Origin of the sequence: Salinivibrio sp. ES.052, assembly GCF_900141775.1 — a bacterium.
Lineage (GTDB): Bacteria > Pseudomonadota > Gammaproteobacteria > Enterobacterales > Vibrionaceae > Salinivibrio.
On the sequence record NZ_FSRI01000001.1, the window covers coordinates 1,689,618 to 1,707,139 of the forward strand.

Genomic DNA, 17,522 nt, shown 5'->3' on the forward strand with positions numbered 1-17,522 from the left:
CGAATTATGCTGCCATTTCCTTTTCCACCAGCTGGATAAGAATATGGATAATTTTAATATGCACTTCTTGGATACGATCAGCGTAGCCAAAGTGGGGAACACGAATTTCAATATCAGCTAGCCCAGCCATTTTACCGCCGTCTTTCCCCGTGAGCATAATGGTCTTCATGCCTTTTTGTTTAGCAACATCAATGGCATTGAGAATATTTCCCGAATTGCCCGACGTTGATAGCCCAAACAACACGTCGCCTTTCATCCCCACCGCTTCGAGATAACGTGAGAAAACATACTCGTAGCCAAAGTCATTCGAGACGCACGAAATATGGCTTGGATCTGAAATGGCAATCGCTGGATAACCAGGGCGATTTTCTCGGTAACGCCCCGTCAATTCTTCAGCAAAATGCATCGCATCACAATGCGAGCCACCATTACCGCAAGAGAGCACCTTGCCACTTGCCTTAAAGCTATCAGCTAGCAGTTTCGCTGCTTTCTCGATTTGCTGAATGTTAGTGTCATCACTTAAAAACGCGGTTAACACATCGGCCGCTTCTGTCAGCTCGCCGCGAATAATCTCTTGGTACATGGCACTTCCCCATTGTTAACAAATATCTCGCCTAGTCACGCAGGTTAGGCACAAGGCATGACAACCGCCAGTGTACCCGTATCGTTTTATGGCTGTCGACTGCCGTCACCTCCCTGCAAGCGAGCCAGGTCACGTTTGCTTGAATGGCAACCTATCTTGCCATCGGCACAAATACCAAGGTGGTGATTTTCTCACCTTGCAAGCCAGGTCACACCGTATCATTTTACAATTCGTTAATTATTTGCTTACATTGAGTGGTACGACCTCTTACCACGAAGAGTAAGGGCTAACCAAACCTAAGGAGATGACGTGATGGCAACAGGGTTATATATCGCCGCCATGCTAATACTGGCCGGTGTACTCGCATACCATCGTGCTAAGTTACTCGTTTCGACTGCCGTACTCGCAGCCGGGCTAGTTGTAGGGACAATCATCGGCAGTGTCGGGCAGATCACCTGGTTGATCTTCGCCGTATTTGCATTGCCGCTTAATATCGTGACGTTTCGTCGCAACTGGCTCAGCAAGCCGGCGTTCAAAGCATTTAAGTCCGTGATGCCGGAAATGTCAGCAACGGAAAAAGAAGCGATTGATGCGGGTACAGTCTGGTGGGAAGCCGATTTATTCCGCGGCGCACCGGATTGGAACAAACTGCATGACATTCCCGCTCCCACACTGAGCGCCGAAGAGCAGGCGTTTTTAGATGGGCCGGTCAACGAGGTCTGTCGCATGGTGGATGACTATCAAGTCACCCATGAATTGGCTGACCTGCCCGAGGAGGTCTGGCAATATTTGAAGGACAATCAGTTCTTCGCCATGATCATCAAAAAGCAATATGGCGGCCTAGAGTTTTCTGCCTACGCACAATCTCTGGTCCTGCAAAAACTATCTGGCATTTCTGGCGTGCTGTCATCCACTGTCGGTGTCCCTAACTCTCTGGGGCCAGGTGAACTGCTACAGCATTATGGCACCACGGAACAAAAAGACCACTACCTTCCTCGTTTGGCCCAAGGTAAAGAAATACCTTGTTTTGCGTTGACTAGCCCAGAAGCGGGCTCTGATGCAGGATCTATCCCTGACTACGGGGTAGTGACGAAAGGTATGTGGAACGGCGAAGAAGTCCTGGGGATGAAAATCACCTGGAACAAGCGCTATATCACCCTCGCTCCGGTCGCCACTGTGTTGGGTCTGGCTTTCAAGCTACGCGATCCTGAACACCTATTAGGCGATCAAGACGAACTTGGCATTACTTGTGCGCTGATCCCAACGGATCTTGAAGACGTTCAAATTGGTCGTCGACATTTCCCATTAAACGTGCCGTTCCAAAATGGCCCAACCCAAGGTAATGAAGTCTTCGTGCCAATGGACTTTATTATCGGTGGCCAGAAAATGGCTGGCCAAGGCTGGCGTATGCTGATGGAATGCTTGTCTATCGGCCGCGGCATTACCCTGCCCTCGAATACAACTGGTGGACTCAAGTCTGCGGCATTAGCAACAGGGGCCTATGCGCGTATTCGTCGCCAATTCAAATTGCCGATTGGTAAAATGGAAGGCATTGAGGAGCCTTTGGCTCGAATCGCAGGTAATGCCTATGTAATGGATGCTGCCAGTGCCTTAACCGTCACAGGGATTGATGCAGGGGAAAAACCTTCGGTTATCTCAGCTATCGTCAAATACCACTGTACCCATCGCAGCCAACAAGGTGTGATTGACGCGATGGACGTTGTCGGCGGTAAAGGCATCTGCCTCGGCCCGAAAAACTTCCTGGGACGCAACTACCAAGGCTCACCAATTGCCATTACGGTGGAAGGTGCCAACATCCTGACGCGTTCAATGATCATCTTTGGCCAAGGTGCGATTCGTTGTCATCCATTCGTGCTGGATGAGATCCGCGCGACCGAGAACAATGACCAACAAGCGGCCCTCACAGCGTTTGATAAAGCATTATTCGGCCATGTGGGATTCGTATTTAGCAATGTTGCCCGCACACTTTGGCTTGGTTTAACTGATGGCCGTTTATCCAGGGCACCACGCAAAGATGCGACGCGTCGTTATTACCAGCAGATGAACCGTTACAGCTCTGCACTTGCCTTACTTGCTGATGTTTCGATGGCAGTGCTCGGTGGTAACCTCAAGCGCAAAGAGCGCTTGTCAGCGCGCCTTGGCGATGTGCTTAGCCAGCTTTATCTTGCTTCAGCAACCATGAAACGCTATGCCGATGAGGGCTATCAAAAAGAAGACCTCCCGCTGGTTCATTGGGGCATGCAAGATGCCATGTACCAAGCTGAACAAGCACTAGATGGTTTTCTGGCTAACTTCCCCAATAGAGTAATTGCAGGGCTTGTTCGTGTGCTGGTTTTTCCTCTCGGTAAAGGTCGCCGTCGGCCTGGAGACCGTCTTGATGGTAAACTAGCGGTGATTTTACAATCACCCAGTGCAACCCGTGATCGTATTGGTCGAGGCCAATTCTTAGAGCCAGGTAATGCGATTGGCAATATCGAGAAAGCGCTGCATGACATCCTTAACGCCGAGCCTATCCACAAGAAAGTGTGTGACGGTATGGGTGAGAAGCTGCCATTTATGTTCCTCGATCAAGTCGCGGATAAAGGCTTGCACGCAGGGGTGATTTCAGAGCAAGAAGCAGCCTTGCTCCGCGAAGCCGAACAAGGCCGACTTGAAACTATCAATGTTGATGATTTTGATCCTGCCGAGCTACCTGCTGCTTCGATTAAAGAGAATAAAATGCATAATGCTGCTTAATCGTCATATGCATAGCCTATAAGACAAAAAGAGAGGGACTTCCCTCTCTTTTTTTATCTCTTTTTGATGCTGACTAATCCTTTTTATTGGGCCCATCCATATCAAGATCGAGATCATCCATGTTATCCGTTGTCTCTCCCTCTTTATCAGGAGGCGGAGCCTCAAGCTCATGGGCGGCTTCTGCTAACTTACGCGCTTTGCGTTTTCGCAATATAAACCAAGTAGCGCCACCCATCAGCATAACCAACAAATTCCCCAGTCCAATGATCAGCAAAGACGTAGTTCGCGCTTCTTCTCGCTCTCTTTGTTGACGACGCTTCTCTGCCGCTTCCATCATGGATTTTTCACGTGCTTCTCGCTCCGCTTCCGCTTGTTCTAGTGCCGCATAATCCGTGACCGCAAAGGTTTGTTCAGGAAGTGGAAAAACCAATGGGCGCCCAGATAGCTGATCAGTCGCATAAATCGTTGTTCGCCATTTATACTGCCCTGGCGTACTAGCGTAGGGGATATCTAGCATGATCGTCTGCTGTTTTTCCTCAGCCGTGGTTTGGTAAACCGTGGTTTCCCCTTCTGTATTGGTAAACTTTGCGTGAACGGAAACACTGCCAGGCTCAATACTGGCCTGCTCAGACTGAACGATCAGTTTGTGCGGCTCGCCCTCTTCTTGGCTTTGTTTGAACGTCGCCATCAAAGGCGTTGGATAGACCAAGACTTGTTGCTCTAGTGTACGAAAAAAAATCCCATTACCCGATGTCACGCGTGCACGATATTTGCCGGGCATCACGTTAACGGGCAAAGACACGGTAAACACACCATCATTAGGGGCTTCGTCAAGCCCAGTCCCATCATCACTAAACTGCCCCAACGATTTGGGTTTTGGACGCTGGTCAGGGTTAAGCGACTCGGGATTTTCGATGAATTCGGTAAAATTAACAGTGAGGGCAACACGTTCAATAAAGTCACGAAGAATAAGCGGCTTATCCCCCAGCATTAACTGGGCCGTGAACTTAACCGCTTCACCTTGATAGAGCCGTGTAGGCAAATCATCAACTTGCATTCGCAGATCACTCAATACCCTCACTTTATTGTCTGGGCTAACTCGCCCAATCGCTTGCCAAGGGCCCGGCATCGGCTCAGTAATAGACACAATATCCATATCCGCCTCTTGGTGCCAAGACACTTTATCAGGATGACGCCATGCGTAATATTTAGTGCCATCAGGGCGGACTAGCACAACTGGCATACTGGGCTTTTCTCGATATATAACAAAAGCCGCACGCTCAATCGTTGGATCGACACGAAAACGGTTTTCTAGCAGCCGAATTTCTTGTTCATTGGCGTGAACCAACAAGGGGAAACAAAAACACACTGCCCACCACCGCTTTTTCATGCCTACTCCTACTGCCGCCAAAGGCAGCTCCCGTTTTGCTCAATAAAGTCTAAACGCGCTTCATGCGCATTCATTTCATCGGCCGACGCAGGGATAACCTTTAGCGATTTCTGACGTTTAACCGTTCTTGGCGCCATCGGACTTGCGTTATCTGTGTCGGTACCGGCATTAAATGAAAGATTAGTTTGCCCACCGGTCATCAACAGGTAGACGTCAGCTAAAATCTCCGCATCCAGCAATGCCCCGTGCAAGGTGCGCCTTGAGTTATCAATGCCATATCGGTCACATAACACATCAAGGTTATTACGCTTCCCAGGGAAGATTTTCTTCGCCATCGCAAGGGTATCAGTGATCGTACATATCTCATTGGTGTGCAGCGAGACACCTATGTTTTTAAATTCGTGATCCATGAACCCCACATCAAAGGGAGCATTGTGGGCAATCAGCTCCGCCCCTTGAATAAAATCAACAAAGGCTTGATGGATTTGGGCATATTGAGGCTTGTCAGATAAAAAGGCATCAGTGATACCATGTACCGAAATGGCTTCGGGATCGATAGTACGCGTGGGCTTAATATAGGCATGAAAGTGCCGCCCCGTCAGCTTGCGATTGATAATTTCAACCGCGCCGATTTCAATAATATTGTGGCCTTGGTAGTGCGGCCCCCCTTCGCGGTTCATACCCGTGGTTTCGGTATCAAGCACGACGAGACGATCATAATTCGCTTTCATGGCAATAACTGTGTCAAACTTGGCTCAGACGAATAGACCATAGTATCAAAGATGACCAAGCAGGTAGAAATTTTCACAGATGGCTCATGCCTCGGTAACCCTGGACCTGGTGGATATGGCGTGGTGATGCGCTACAAACACCATGAAAAAACGCTTAGTGCTGGATTCACCCTCACGACCAACAACCGGATGGAGTTGATGGCAGCAATCATGGGATTAAAAACGCTAAAAAGCCCCTGCGAAGTGGTTCTGACCACAGACAGCCAGTATGTCCGCCAAGGTATTACTCAGTGGATCCATAATTGGAAAAAGCGTCAGTGGAAAACGGCTGGGAAGAAACCAGTTAAAAATGCCGATTTATGGCAGCAATTAGATCAAGCGGCGTCCCAGCATCAGATCACTTGGAACTGGGTAAAGGGCCATGCTGGTCACCCTGAAAATGAGCGTTGTGACGAACTCGCACGCCAAGCGGCTAATCACCCGACAGATATCGATGAAGGCTATCAGCCATCCGAATGAGAACCATCAACTAGCCACCGTTAGGGACCACACCACCTAGCGGTGAAACTGCTTGCTTTAATTTCCAACGTGGTTTAATCGGTTTGAGCGGATAACTGCGTTTGCGCGCCATCATCACATAAATAGACCCAAGTACCGGGGTGAATAGGCTACCACTACTTTCAACCCATGCATGGCGCGCTCTAGGGTATTGCGTCGGCCATAGTCCCATTTGGTGTGCCGCAATCACTTCGTAATTCATCACACTTAACCAATCTTTCACCCGCAATGGTGAAAACATACGTCCTCCCCAGGGCAAACGTTGATGCCGGCCTCGTATCAACTTTTTCACGCCGAATAAGCTGGTTGGGTTGATGCCCGACAAAATCAAACAGCCATCATCAATCATCACGCGATCCACTTCTCTTAATAATCGGTGAGGGTCATCGCTATAATCAAGTTGATGCGCCAATATGCATGCATCGAAAGACTTTTGGATGAAAGGCAATGAATAATGTGCCGCGGTGATGTTACGCATGGGGTTGTGTTTATCGACACAGACTTGGTGTTGAATGTTACACTGTTCACTGATCAGCTCGCAGCTTAATCCGCCCAATTTAAGCATGTGATACCCGAATAAAGTCGGTAGCCATTCATCCAATCGGGTTTGCAATTGGGTGCGCGCCCAATCACCGTAAGCGACCTGGTCCCAGGTGTAGGGATAATCAAACTGATGTTCAATGCGCGCTGGTTTCATTGTTAAGGCTCATTCTATCGCTGGAGAACCCAATGCTTCACGTCAAAAGCATACCTGCATTTAACGATAATTACATATGGCTCATTATTAGTGAAGATAATCGATGCGCCGTGGTCGATCCCGGTGAGGCAAGTCAGGTTATTGACTATATTAAGACTCATGATCTGACTTTATCTTGCATTCTCATCACACACCATCACTGGGATCACACCAATGGCGTTGAAGATCTTGTACGCTTTGCACCTAATGCCAGTGTCATTGGACCGGATGTAAAGCCCATTCCTCGTCTAACGATGGCAGTCGGTGACAGTGACCAAATAGACGTCTTCGATCATCGGTTTTTAGTGGTCGGTGTCGAGGGGCATACAGAGGATCATATTGCCTTTGTCGGTGATGGAAAGCTATTTTGCGGCGATGCACTGTTCTCTGCGGGTTGCGGTCGTTTATTGGGCGGAACGGCAGAACAAGCCATCAATTCGCTGAAGAAATTAGCTTCATTACCGATTGAAACAGAAGTCTATTGTGCTCATGAATACACAGCAGCAAATGTGGCTTTTGCACTGACCGTCGAGCCAGAAAATGATGCGCTTCATTTATACCGTGAAGAAGTAAACCGACTACGAGCACAGGAAAAACAAACACTTCCGAGTACTATTGGACGAGAAAAACGCATTAACCCCTTCCTACGCACACAAGAGCCTACGGTTATTCAAGCAGTCAGCGGACGTGCACAAGGGGAAAGTGAGTTAGACGTTTTCCGAGCCCTGCGACAGTGGAAGGACGAATTTTGAGCTGAGTCTCTTGTCATCAATGAGGCCAACCCCTATCATCATCGGCTATTTTGGACGAAGGTTTTATGCAATGAAGTACCGTTTTGTTTTATTGAGCACGCTGTTGCTGAGCGGATGTCAGTCAACCGGTGACGCTCAAAACACGGATATCGCCCCTAAAGCGCCCCCTGTTGCGGCTCAGAAAACCTCAAAAACGTCCGCTGAAACTGCGACAAAGCGAGATGTAACCGCCTCTACAATCCCAACGGTACTTTCACCGCAAAAACAAGATGATGTTTGGCAGCGGATCAGTATGCAGCTCTCCCTACCCGTTCCAAACAATGCGTCAGTAAGGCGCTATCGGAATTGGTATTTAAAGTACCCTAATCATATCGCGACCGTCGCTGAACGCGCGACCCCATTTCTGCACCTTATCGTTGAAAAGGTGGAAGCTCGGAATATGCCGTTAGAGCTGGCTCTGCTACCTATTGTCGAGAGCTCGTTCGATCAGTTTGCTTACTCTCACGGTCGAGCAGCCGGTTTGTGGCAATTCGTCCCAGCAACGGGACGCCGTTTTGGTTTAGAGCAAAACTGGTGGTACGACGGTCGGCGTGATGTGGTCCAATCAACCGATGCAGCGCTCGACTATCTCGAATACTTACACGGGATGTTTGATGGTAACTGGCTACACGCACTTGCCGCTTACAATTCAGGAGAAGGACGTGTCTCCAGAGCGATCCGTCGTAATGAGCAACGGGGAAAACCAACTGATTTTTGGCATCTGGATCTTCCCAAGGAAACCAGTAGCTACGTCCCCAAACTGATCGCCCTCGGCGATGTACTTCGCCATAAAGATAAATACGGTTTAAATGTGCCAGCAATCCCTAACCAACCAGCGTTGACCATGGTTGATCCTGGCATGCAAATGGATCTCGCATTAGCCGCTAACTACGCAGGTCTTAGCGTATCCGAGCTGCAGAGTCTGAACCCCGCATATAATCATTGGGCGACGTCTCCGTCAGGTCCTACTCATTTATTATTACCGACCAATAACGTTGCGCGCTTTAATACAGAACTGACCAAGAATGATAATCAAGGGCTGCGTGTCGAGCGCTATGCGGTGAAGTCAGGTGACAGTTTGAGTGTGATTGCCGCCGAGTACAACACAACCGTCAAGGTACTAAAGCGCGCTAACCAACTGCGCTCTTCACGTATTCATATTGGCCAACGCTTGATGATCCCTGTTTCACTAAAAGACGAATCGCAATACACGCTCAGTGCGCCTCAACGTTTAGCCGCGTTACAAGCCGCTGAGCGTGACGGGTACAAACGTACGCACACAGTACGCCGAGGTGATAGCTTCTGGACTATCGCTCGCCGTTATGAAGTCGACTATCACCAACTCGCCAAGTGGAACGGCATGAGCCCTCGCGATACTTTAAGCATTGGTCAAGAATTAGTGGTGTGGGACAATGAAGCAAACGCTCAGCGCGTTCGGACTATCACCTACCGTATTCGCCAAGGTGACTCACTGAGCAGTATTGCCCACCATTACAATGTGTCGGTGTCTGATTTAGTAAAATGGAACCAGTTACGCCAGAACGCTTACATCCAACCAGGACAGCAGTTAACGCTTCATATTGATGTATCACGGAGTAGCGGATCATGATGGAAGCATCAAACAATCCTTTTAGCGCTTTACGAGACATCGTGCTTCGCCCGAGCGCCTGCTTTGCCGCCTTAAGTCAACGACCGGCATGGGGCTGGTTCGCTTACTTGCTGATGTGTTTAAGCGCGATTGCATTTTGGAGTGCTTATTTTGATCACACGGATCTTTCTGCTCTTCAGCAAGCACTGGCTCAACAGCTATCCATGCCTCAAGCAGAAGCGCAAAAGTGGTTACAACGAGAAACACTCTTAGCCTCTGAAGTATTGGGGGATTGGTTTGGTCGTGCCGCGGTGATTTTTGCCTTAGCGCTTTGGTTTCGGTTAGCCACGAAACAAGAAGCCCCTAATTTTGGTTATCGTCACTGGCTCGCGGCATCTTGCTTTATCTTTTTACCGGCCGTGATTGGGGATTTGGCAAGCTATACCAACATGACGCTCTCCCCGAGCTTTATTTTGCCCGCTCATGCTGATCTTAATAGTCTAAATGGCCTGCTCAAGCTGCCGCTGACGTCACCTTGGACAGCCTGGGCAACCAGTTTGCCATTGTTACTTCCATGGTATTGGGTATTAAGTATTACTGCTGTTGGGACGTGGACGCCTCTCAGTCAAGGTAAAGCGATTGTCGTCGCCACCTTGCCTTGGGTGGCGGTCTTTGGTGGTTGGGCGATCACTATTGCCCTGAGTTAAGTCATAATCTCCGACTAACTCAACCAATAATTTTAAGTTGTGCCTCCATCGCTGCGTGATCGGAGGCACCATTATCCACCGCACTCGCTTGTTCAACCGCTAAACCTCGATAAAAAACATGATCTAATGGCAGTCCAAACTTTGTCATGCGTTGATCAGGTTGAAAGTGCATTTCTTGTAGTGATAATCGTGAAACCATCGCCCTGACAGCTTCTAACCGCCGTTGTGACCACGTATTAAAATCTCCCGCCAAAATAATCGGTCCATCAACACGTGACAACGCTTGTTCCAGCGCTGCTAATTGCTTTTTATAGGCTGCCATCGCATAAGTGAAATTGATACTATGAATATTAACCACAGCAAGTCGCTGACCATTTGAGAGCTGATATTCACTGTACAATGCACTTTTCGGTAAGCGAAGATAAGGCTCAACCGCTGTATAAGCACAACTATGTAAGGGGTTGACCTTAGACAAGTTCATTACTCCGGCTACCGCATCTTGCATCGCAAACGCATAGGCTTGATCATAATGAAGCGATGATTGCGTGATCCAACGCGCTAATTGCGGCCCAAAACTGGCCTCCTGCAATAACATGAGCCGATGGGGATCACTGTACTGATTCAATGCCGTATCCCACTGTGGGCGTTGCTGCTTATAAATATTCCAAACCAATAACGAAAAACGCCCTTCCTCATCTAATGGTAACGAGTGCGTATAATCAACACACTGACGATAAATACCAGATACCGTGTGCAACTGGGCACCGTCCGGCACGGTAAAGTAGCCATTAACGCCAACGACAGCGGCAGGCACTAAAATTGCACTGCCCCAAGCTACTACTTTGCCAATACGCCGTTTCATTACTTGATCACCACCATAAAGATCGCCACTGTGAGTATAGGTTGCCACGACAACGGGCGCCGATTTTGCGATCGTTCACATCTAAATACAAGGGATAAACGATCGTTATGACTTGCCGCCTACTTCCTCTCAGGGATAGGATAGAAGTGTAATTATAACAAGGTGTATTCATGGAGCGACGCCTATGCTCAACAACCTCTTCGTATACGGAACACTCTGCCCAGAAGGCACAAACCACCATGTGCTTGCTGATATCAAAGGACAATGGTTTACTGCGAGCGTACAAGCGGTACGTACTGACCGTGGCCGAGGATCGGCCTCGGGCTACCCTGGCATCGAACTCAGTGACTCTCCAAATGACCGTGTAGAGGGCTGGCTTTTAAAAGCAGCAGATTTATCTCACGATCTGCCCAATATCGATGTATTTGAAGGCTCAGGTTATCAAAGGGTAATTGTGGAAGTAGAGTACCAGGGTGACAGCGGTCAAAAGCCAATGCACACAACAGCATTTGCCTATGAACTCTGTTTTAACCATCAAACCGATGCAACCGGCCCAAGTCAGTTCGTGGCCAAAAACTATTAGAAGAGTCGTTGAATAGATAAAAAAAAAGCACTGACGGATGTCAGTGCTTTTTAAGTGGCAGGGGTAGAGGGATTCGAACCCCCAACACGCGGATTTGGAATCCGCTGCTCTGCCAGTTGGAGCTATACCCCTATAAAAAGTGGCGGAGTGGACGGGACTCGAACCCGCGACCCCCGGCGTGACAGGCCGGTATTCTAACCAACTGAACTACCACTCCGCACCAATTCTGTCTCATCAAAGTCTTACGTCAATCTGCTTTGATGCTCAAATTGCGAGCTATGCGCAGTGAGTTTTGAAGCGAGACGCACAATGTATGCCAATACATGAGCATCGCAGCTATCAAAAATCGCAAGCAATAGGCGCAATTTATAATCAAAGCCTGGCGATGTCCTACTCTCACATGGGGAGACCCCACACTACCATCGGCGCTGCTTCGTTTCACTACTGAGTTCGGCATGGAGTCAGGTGGGTCCAAAGCGCTATGGTCGCCAAGCAAATTCGGTAATCTAGAAAGCTGTTCGTTCTCGCCACAATCAACTGGCTTATTTCGAGTCCAACCCAAAACCTCTTGGGTGTTGTATGGTTAAGCCGCACGGGCAATTAGTACAGGTTAGCTCAACGCCTCACAGCGCTTACACACCCTGCCTATCAACGTCGTAGTCTACGACAACCCTTTAGAGAGCTCGAAGCTCTAGGGATGACTCATCTCGGGGCCAGCTTCGCGCTTAGATGCTTTCAGCGCTTATCTGTGCCGAACTTAGCTACCGGGCAATGCGTCTGGCGACACAACCCGAACACCAGCGGTTCGTCCACTCCGGTCCTCTCGTACTAGGAGCAGCTCCCCTCAATCATCCAACGCCCACGGCAGATAGGGACCGAACTGTCTCACGACGTTCTAAACCCAGCTCGCGTACCACTTTAAATGGCGAACAGCCATACCCTTGGGACCGACTTCAGCCCCAGGATGTGATGAGCCGACATCGAGGTGCCAAACACCGCCGTCGATATGAACTCTTGGGCGGTATCAGCCTGTTATCCCCGGAGTACCTTTTATCCGTTGAGCGATGGCCCTTCCATTCAGAACCACCGGATCACTATGACCTACTTTCGTACCTGCTCGAGCCGTCACTCTCGCAGTTAAGCGGGCTTATGCCATTGCACTAACCTCACGATGTCCGACCGTGATTAGCCCACCTTCGTGCTCCTCCGTTACTCTTTGGGAGGAGACCGCCCCAGTCAAACTACCCACCAGGCACTGTCCTCACCCCCGATAAGGGGGCTAAGTTAGAACATCAAACATACAAGGGTGGTATTTCAAGGTTGGCTCCGCGACAACTGGCGTCGCCGTTTCAAAGCCTCCCACCTATCCTACACATGTAGGCTCAATGTTCAGTGCCAAGCTGTAGTAAAGGTTCACGGGGTCTTTCCGTCTAGCCGCGGGTACACAGCATCTTCACTGCGATTTCAATTTCACTGAGTCTCGGGTGGAGACAGCGTGGCCATCATTACGCCATTCGTGCAGGTCGGAACTTACCCGACAAGGAATTTCGCTACCTTAGGACCGTTATAGTTACGGCCGCCGTTTACCGGGGCTTCGATCAATGGCTTCTCTTGCGATAACCACATCAATTAACCTTCCGGCACCGGGCAGGCGTCACACCGTATACGTCATCTTTCGATTTTGCACAGTGCTGTGTTTTTAATAAACAGTTGCAGCCACCTGGTATCTGCGACTGCCCATAGCTCCATCCGCAAGGAACTTCACCGTGGGCAGCGTACCTTCTCCCGAAGTTACGGTACCATTTTGCCTAGTTCCTTCACCCGAGTTCTCTCAAGCGCCTTGGTATTCTCTACCCGACCACCTGTGTCGGTTTGGAGTACGGTTCCTACTTACCTGAAGCTTAGAGGCTTTTCCCGGAAGCATGGCATCAATGACTTCACCACCTTGGTGGCTCGACATCGGGTCTCGACCGTGTGTAATCCCGGATTTGCCTAAGATTACAGCCTACACCCTTGAACCTGGACTACCATCGCCAGGCCCACCTAGCCTTCTCCGTCCCCCCATCGCAGTAAGCAGCAGTACGGGAATATTAACCCGTTTCCCATCGACTACGCCTTTCGGCCTCGCCTTAGGGGCCGACTTACCCTGCCCCGATTAACGTTGGACAGGAACCCTTGGTCTTCCGGCGTGGAGGTTTTTCACCCCCATTATCGTTACTCATGTCAGCATTCGCACTTGTGATACCTCCAGCATGCCTCTCAGCACACCTTCAACGGCTTACACAACGCTCCCCTACCCAATACGATAAATCGCATTGCCGCAGCTTCGGTGTATCGCTTAGCCCCGTTACATCTTCCGCGCAGGCCGACTCGACCAGTGAGCTATTACGCTTTCTTTAAATGATGGCTGCTTCTAAGCCAACATCCTGGCTGTCTGAGCCTTCCCACATCGTTTCCCACTTAGCGATAACTTTGGGACCTTAGCTGGCGGTCTGGGTTGTTTCCCTCTCCACGACGGACGTTAGCACCCGCCGTGTGTCTCCCGGATAGCACTTACTGGTATTCGGAGTTTGCAAAGGGTTGGTAAGTCGGGATGACCCCCTAGCCTTAACAGTGCTCTACCCCCAGTAGTGTTCGTCCGAGGCGCTACCTAAATAGCTTTCGGGGAGAACCAGCTATCTCCGAGTTTGATTGGCCTTTCACCCCTAGCCACAGGTCATCTCCTAACTTTTCAACGTTAGTGAGTTCGGTCCTCCAGTTGATGTTACTCAACCTTCAACCTGCCCATGGCTAGATCACTCGGTTTCGGGTCTAATGCAAGCAACTGTACGCCCAGTTAAGACTCGGTTTCCCTACGGCTCCCCTATGCGGTTAACCTTGCTACTTACATTAAGTCGCTGACCCATTATACAAAAGGTACGCGGTCACCCCACAAAGGAGGCTCCCACTGCTTGTACGTAGACGGTTTCAGGTTCTATTTCACTCCCCTCACAGGGGTTCTTTTCGCCTTTCCCTCACGGTACTGGTTCACTATCGGTCAGTCAGGAGTATTTAGCCTTGGAGGATGGTCCCCCCATGTTCAGACAAGATATCACGTGTCCCGTCCTACTCGTTTTCACAGATATGGCGCCGTCGGTTACGGGGCTATCACCCTTTGTTGCCAGGTTTTCCAACCTGTTCACCTAACGCCAAGTCTGCTTAAGGGCTGTTCCGGGGTCGCTCGCCGCTACTGCCGGAATCTCAATTGATTTCTTTTCCTTCGGGTACTTAGATGTTTCAGTTCCCCGAGTTCGCCTCTTAGCGCTATGTATTCACGCTAAGATACCTGCTTATGCAGGTGGGTTTCCCCATTCGGACATCCCAGATTCAAATGGCTTTTACTGCCTTATCTGGGCTTTTCGCAAGTTAATACGTCCTTCATCGCCTCTGACTGCCAAGGCATCCACCGTCTACGCTTAGTCACTTAACCATACAACCCCAAAAGGTCTTGCTTATTTACTTTCACTTTTAAAAAGTGAAAACAAACGGTTTAAACAACTAAGGTTTTGTTTTTGCCGGACTCAAAATAGAGACTTTGCTTATTGCTAAGACAAAGCCCAAGCACACTTGATTGTGTGAGTGACATTACATGTCACTGATTGAGAACTTTACTGTCATTCTTAAAGAATGACTTTGTCAGCTTTCCAGATTGTTAAAGAGCATGTGTGTTTATCACACTTTATTTTTTGCTTTCAGACAGCGGTCATCGCAACAGGATTTAACTGCTGTAAAAACAAAAGAGAAAGTGGTGGAGCTAAGCAGGATCGAACTGCTGACCTCCTGCGTGCAAGGCAGGCGCTCTCCCAGCTGAGCTATAGCCCCAATAGTCGTGCTTTTCTCTGAGAAGAAAATGGTGGGCGATACCGGGCTCGAACCAGTGACCCCCTCCTTGTAAGGGAGGTGCTCTCCCAACTGAGCTAATCGCCCATCTTTCAGACTTGGTGGAGCTAGGCGGGATCGAACCGCCGACCTCTTGCATGCCATGCAAGCGCTCTCCCAGCTGAGCTATAGCCCCGTGCCTGAGAAAATGGTGGGTTGTACAGGATTCGAACCTGTGACCAATTGATTAAAAGTCAACTGCTCTACCAACTGAGCTAACAACCCATTGGCGTCCCATAGGGGAGTCGAACCCCTGTTACCGCCGTGAAAGGGCGGTGTCCTAGGCCTCTAGACGAATGGGACACGCTGATATGTTTGGGAACATATCCTCTTATAACTTCAACCTATACAATCTGTGTGAACACTCGCAAGAATAGCGTCAGTAAGGAGGTGATCCAGCCCCAGGTTCCCCTAGGGCTACCTTGTTACGACTTCACCCCAGTCATGAACCACACCGTGGTAAACGCCCTCCCGAAGGTTAAGCTATCTACTTCTGGTGCAGCCCACTCCCATGGTGTGACGGGCGGTGTGTACAAGGCCCGGGAACGTATTCACCGTGGCATTCTGATCCACGATTACTAGCGATTCCGACTTCATGGAGTCGAGTTGCAGACTCCAATCCGGACTACGACAAACTTTAAGGGATTCGCTTAACATCGCTGTCTCGCTGCCCTCTGTATCTGCCATTGTAGCACGTGTGTAGCCCTACTCGTAAGGGCCATGATGACTTGACGTCGTCCCCACCTTCCTCCGGTTTATCACCGGCAGTCTCCCTGGAGTTCCCACCATTACGTGCTGGCAAACAAGGATAAGGGTTGCGCTCGTTGCGGGACTTAACCCAACATTTCACAACACGAGCTGACGACAGCCATGCAGCACCTGTCTCAGTGTTCCCGAAGGCACCAATCCATCTCTGGAAAGTTCACTGGATGTCAAGAGTAGGTAAGGTTCTTCGCGTTGCATCGAATTAAACCACATGCTCCACCGCTTGTGCGGGCCCCCGTCAATTCATTTGAGTTTTAACCTTGCGGCCGTACTCCCCAGGCGGTCTACTTAATGCGTTAGCGCCGAAAGCCAAAGTCTAAAACCTCAACCTCCAAGTAGACATCGTTTACAGCGTGGACTACCAGGGTATCTAATCCTGTTTGCTACCCACGCTTTCGCATCTGAGCGTCAGTCTTTGTCCAGGGGGCCGCCTTCGCCACTGGTATTCCTTCAGATCTCTACGCATTTCACCGCTACACCTGAAATTCTACCCCCCTCTACAAGACTCTAGCCTGCCAGTTTCAAATGCGGTTCCGAGGTTGAGCCCCGGGCTTTCACATCTGACTTAACAAACCGCCTGCATGCGCTTTACGCCCAGTAATTCCGATTAACGCTTGCACCCTCCGTATTACCGCGGCTGCTGGCACGGAGTTAGCCGGTGCTTCTTCTGCAGCTAACGTCAAGCAATGCACGTATTAAGTACACTACCTTCCTCACTGCTGAAAGTGCTTTACAACCCGAAGGCCTTCTTCACACACGCGGCATGGCTGCATCAGGGTCTCCCCCATTGTGCAATATTCCCCACTGCTGCCTCCCGTAGGAGTCTGGGCCGTGTCTCAGTCCCAGTGTGGCTGATCATCCTCTCAAACCAGCTAAGGATCGTCGCCTTGGTAAGCCTTTACCTTACCAACTAGCTAATCCTAACTGGGCCCATCCCAACGCGATAGCTTACATGTAGTGGCCACCTTTGGTCCGTAGACATTATGCGGTATTAGCCGTCGTTTCCAACGGTTATCCCCCTCGTCAGGGCAGGTTCCCAGCCGTTACTCACCCGTCCGCCGCTCGACGTCCAGTAAATCCACCGAAGCTTCAATACTGCCGTTTCCGCTCGACTTGCATGTGTTAGGCCTGCCGCCAGCGTTCAATCTGAGCCATGATCAAACTCTTCAATTTAAGTTCTTTTGTTCGCTTTCCCATAAGGAAAGACAAACGGCTCGATAAATACTGTTTTGTTCGTCTCCTAAGAGACAAACGAATTGACTGTGCCGAATAACTAAAAGTTATCGTTTGGTCACTCAGTTCATCGAATAAATCTTTTTGTCTATTCTCAACGAGTGCCCACACAGATTGCATAGGTCAAATTGTTAAAGAGCGCTGCTCAATGTTGAGCGGGAGTGGCATTTTACGCCACGTTGGCAGTGAGTCAAGCTTTTTGTTTTACTTGTCTGCTTTGCCGTTGTTAGCGCGGTTTACCGTGCCAACGAGGAGCGAATTATAGAGCGTTGATTTTTTGATGCAAGTGTTTTTGTTCAAAAAAAACTAAGCGGGCAAAT

The 17,522-nt window shown here is 49.6% G+C and carries 11 protein-coding genes, 7 tRNA genes and 3 rRNA genes; 6 read left to right on the plus strand and 15 right to left on the minus strand.

Translation table 11 applies throughout. The features are described 5' to 3' along the window. Nucleotides 1-4: 4 nt before the first annotated feature. Complete coding sequence (gene lpcA, locus BUQ98_RS07825) at nt 5-583, minus strand: D-sedoheptulose 7-phosphate isomerase (protein WP_074213250.1); 579 nt, start codon at nt 581-583, stop codon at nt 5-7. Between the two features lie 312 nt (nt 584-895). On the opposite strand from lpcA, the gene fadE reads away from it, so the two are divergent. Next, nucleotides 896-3,340 carry an acyl-CoA dehydrogenase FadE gene (fadE, locus tag BUQ98_RS07830; protein WP_074213251.1) on the plus strand — a complete coding sequence of 815 codons (2,445 nt, stop codon included), beginning with the start codon at nt 896-898 and terminating at the stop codon, nt 3,338-3,340. Between the two features lie 73 nt (nt 3,341-3,413). On the opposite strand, the gene BUQ98_RS07835 is transcribed toward fadE, so the two are convergent. Together BUQ98_RS07835 and dnaQ are read right to left on the minus strand one after the other, a co-directional pair. Then, a complete protein-coding gene (locus tag BUQ98_RS07835) occupies nt 3,414-4,730 on the minus strand; it encodes a TIGR03503 family protein (protein WP_074213252.1) in 1,317 nt (438 codons plus the stop codon). A gap of 8 nt (nt 4,731-4,738) precedes the next feature. Further along, the gene (gene dnaQ / locus BUQ98_RS07840; protein ID WP_074213253.1) at nt 4,739-5,461 is read right to left on the minus strand and encodes a DNA polymerase III subunit epsilon; all 723 of its coding nucleotides are present in this window, start codon (nt 5,459-5,461) and stop codon (nt 4,739-4,741) included. Nucleotides 5,462-5,512: 51 nt separating this feature from the next. Here dnaQ and rnhA point away from each other — a divergent pair, with 51 nt between their 5' ends. Beyond that, the gene (rnhA, locus tag BUQ98_RS07845; protein WP_074213254.1) at nt 5,513-5,980 is read left to right on the plus strand and encodes a ribonuclease HI; all 468 of its coding nucleotides are present in this window, start codon (nt 5,513-5,515) and stop codon (nt 5,978-5,980) included. A gap of 10 nt (nt 5,981-5,990) precedes the next feature. Here rnhA and BUQ98_RS07850 read toward each other — a convergent pair whose 3' ends face one another. Beyond that, complete coding sequence (locus BUQ98_RS07850; protein ID WP_074213255.1) at nt 5,991-6,716, minus strand: class I SAM-dependent methyltransferase; 726 nt, start codon at nt 6,714-6,716, stop codon at nt 5,991-5,993. A 32-nt stretch (nt 6,717-6,748) separates the two neighbouring features. Here BUQ98_RS07850 and gloB point away from each other — a divergent pair, with 32 nt between their 5' ends. The 3 genes from gloB (at nt 6,749) to BUQ98_RS07865 (ending at nt 9,841) form a co-directional block, all read left to right on the plus strand. Next, nucleotides 6,749-7,507, plus strand: coding sequence for a hydroxyacylglutathione hydrolase (gene gloB, locus BUQ98_RS07855; protein ID WP_074213256.1), 759 nt, complete (start codon nt 6,749-6,751; stop codon nt 7,505-7,507). A 70-nt stretch (nt 7,508-7,577) separates the two neighbouring features. Then, nucleotides 7,578-9,155, plus strand: coding sequence for a lytic transglycosylase (locus BUQ98_RS07860; RefSeq protein WP_074213257.1), 1,578 nt, complete (start codon nt 7,578-7,580; stop codon nt 9,153-9,155). After that, nucleotides 9,152-9,841, plus strand: a complete 690-nt coding sequence (locus BUQ98_RS07865) for a YIP1 family protein (RefSeq protein ID WP_371515105.1) — start codon at nt 9,152-9,154, stop codon at nt 9,839-9,841. Before BUQ98_RS07860 ends, BUQ98_RS07865 begins: the two co-directional genes overlap by 4 nt. A gap of 19 nt (nt 9,842-9,860) precedes the next feature. Here BUQ98_RS07865 and BUQ98_RS07870 read toward each other — a convergent pair whose 3' ends face one another. Continuing rightward, nucleotides 9,861-10,751 (minus strand): endonuclease/exonuclease/phosphatase family protein, encoded by an 891-nt coding sequence (locus BUQ98_RS07870; RefSeq protein WP_083605233.1) that lies wholly within the window; start codon nt 10,749-10,751, stop codon nt 9,861-9,863. A gap of 136 nt (nt 10,752-10,887) precedes the next feature. Here BUQ98_RS07870 and BUQ98_RS07875 point away from each other — a divergent pair, with 136 nt between their 5' ends. Next, nucleotides 10,888-11,286 (plus strand): gamma-glutamylcyclotransferase family protein, encoded by a 399-nt coding sequence (locus BUQ98_RS07875; protein WP_074213258.1) that lies wholly within the window; start codon nt 10,888-10,890, stop codon nt 11,284-11,286. A gap of 55 nt (nt 11,287-11,341) precedes the next feature. On the opposite strand, the gene BUQ98_RS07880 is transcribed toward BUQ98_RS07875, so the two are convergent. The 10 genes from BUQ98_RS07880 to BUQ98_RS07925 form a co-directional block, all read right to left on the minus strand. Further along, nucleotides 11,342-11,418: transfer RNA gene (locus BUQ98_RS07880), tRNA-Trp, on the minus strand. Between the two features lie 8 nt (nt 11,419-11,426). Next, nucleotides 11,427-11,503 (minus strand) — tRNA-Asp (locus BUQ98_RS07885). Nucleotides 11,504-11,663: 160 nt separating this feature from the next. After that, nucleotides 11,664-11,779, minus strand: a 5S ribosomal RNA gene (gene rrf, locus BUQ98_RS07890). An 86-nt stretch (nt 11,780-11,865) separates the two neighbouring features. Next, nucleotides 11,866-14,755, minus strand: a 23S ribosomal RNA gene (locus BUQ98_RS07895). 316 nt (nt 14,756-15,071) lie between these two features. Beyond that, nucleotides 15,072-15,147: transfer RNA gene (locus BUQ98_RS07900), tRNA-Ala, on the minus strand. Between the two features lie 29 nt (nt 15,148-15,176). Next, nucleotides 15,177-15,252 (minus strand) — tRNA-Val (locus BUQ98_RS07905). A 12-nt stretch (nt 15,253-15,264) separates the two neighbouring features. Then, nucleotides 15,265-15,340 (minus strand) — tRNA-Ala (locus tag BUQ98_RS07910). Between the two features lie 13 nt (nt 15,341-15,353). After that, nucleotides 15,354-15,429, minus strand: a tRNA-Lys gene (locus tag BUQ98_RS07915). A gap of 2 nt (nt 15,430-15,431) precedes the next feature. After that, nucleotides 15,432-15,507, minus strand: a tRNA-Glu gene (locus tag BUQ98_RS07920). A gap of 80 nt (nt 15,508-15,587) precedes the next feature. Then, nucleotides 15,588-17,142 (minus strand): 16S ribosomal RNA (locus BUQ98_RS07925). Together the 16S, 23S and 5S rRNA genes with 7 tRNA genes alongside form the textbook arrangement of a ribosomal RNA operon. Nucleotides 17,143-17,522 lie beyond the last annotated feature (380 nt).

What these genes read in the sequence shown, in the direction of transcription:
- lpcA (WP_074213250.1), bottom strand. Translation starts at nt 583, where the DNA reads ATGTACCAAGAGATTATTCGCGGCGAGCTGACAGAAGCGGCCGATGTG.
- fadE (WP_074213251.1), top strand. Translation starts at nt 896, where the DNA reads ATGGCAACAGGGTTATATATCGCCGCCATGCTAATACTGGCCGGTGTA.
- BUQ98_RS07835 (WP_074213252.1), bottom strand. Translation starts at nt 4,730, where the DNA reads ATGAAAAAGCGGTGGTGGGCAGTGTGTTTTTGTTTCCCCTTGTTGGTT.
- dnaQ (WP_074213253.1), bottom strand. Translation starts at nt 5,461, where the DNA reads ATGAAAGCGAATTATGATCGTCTCGTCGTGCTTGATACCGAAACCACG.
- rnhA (WP_074213254.1), top strand. Translation starts at nt 5,513, where the DNA reads ATGACCAAGCAGGTAGAAATTTTCACAGATGGCTCATGCCTCGGTAAC.
- BUQ98_RS07850 (WP_074213255.1), bottom strand. Translation starts at nt 6,716, where the DNA reads ATGAAACCAGCGCGCATTGAACATCAGTTTGATTATCCCTACACCTGG.
- gloB (WP_074213256.1), top strand. Translation starts at nt 6,749, where the DNA reads ATGCTTCACGTCAAAAGCATACCTGCATTTAACGATAATTACATATGG.
- BUQ98_RS07860 (WP_074213257.1), top strand. Translation starts at nt 7,578, where the DNA reads ATGAAGTACCGTTTTGTTTTATTGAGCACGCTGTTGCTGAGCGGATGT.
- BUQ98_RS07865 (WP_371515105.1), top strand. Translation starts at nt 9,152, where the DNA reads ATGATGGAAGCATCAAACAATCCTTTTAGCGCTTTACGAGACATCGTG.
- BUQ98_RS07875 (WP_074213258.1), top strand. Translation starts at nt 10,888, where the DNA reads ATGCTCAACAACCTCTTCGTATACGGAACACTCTGCCCAGAAGGCACA.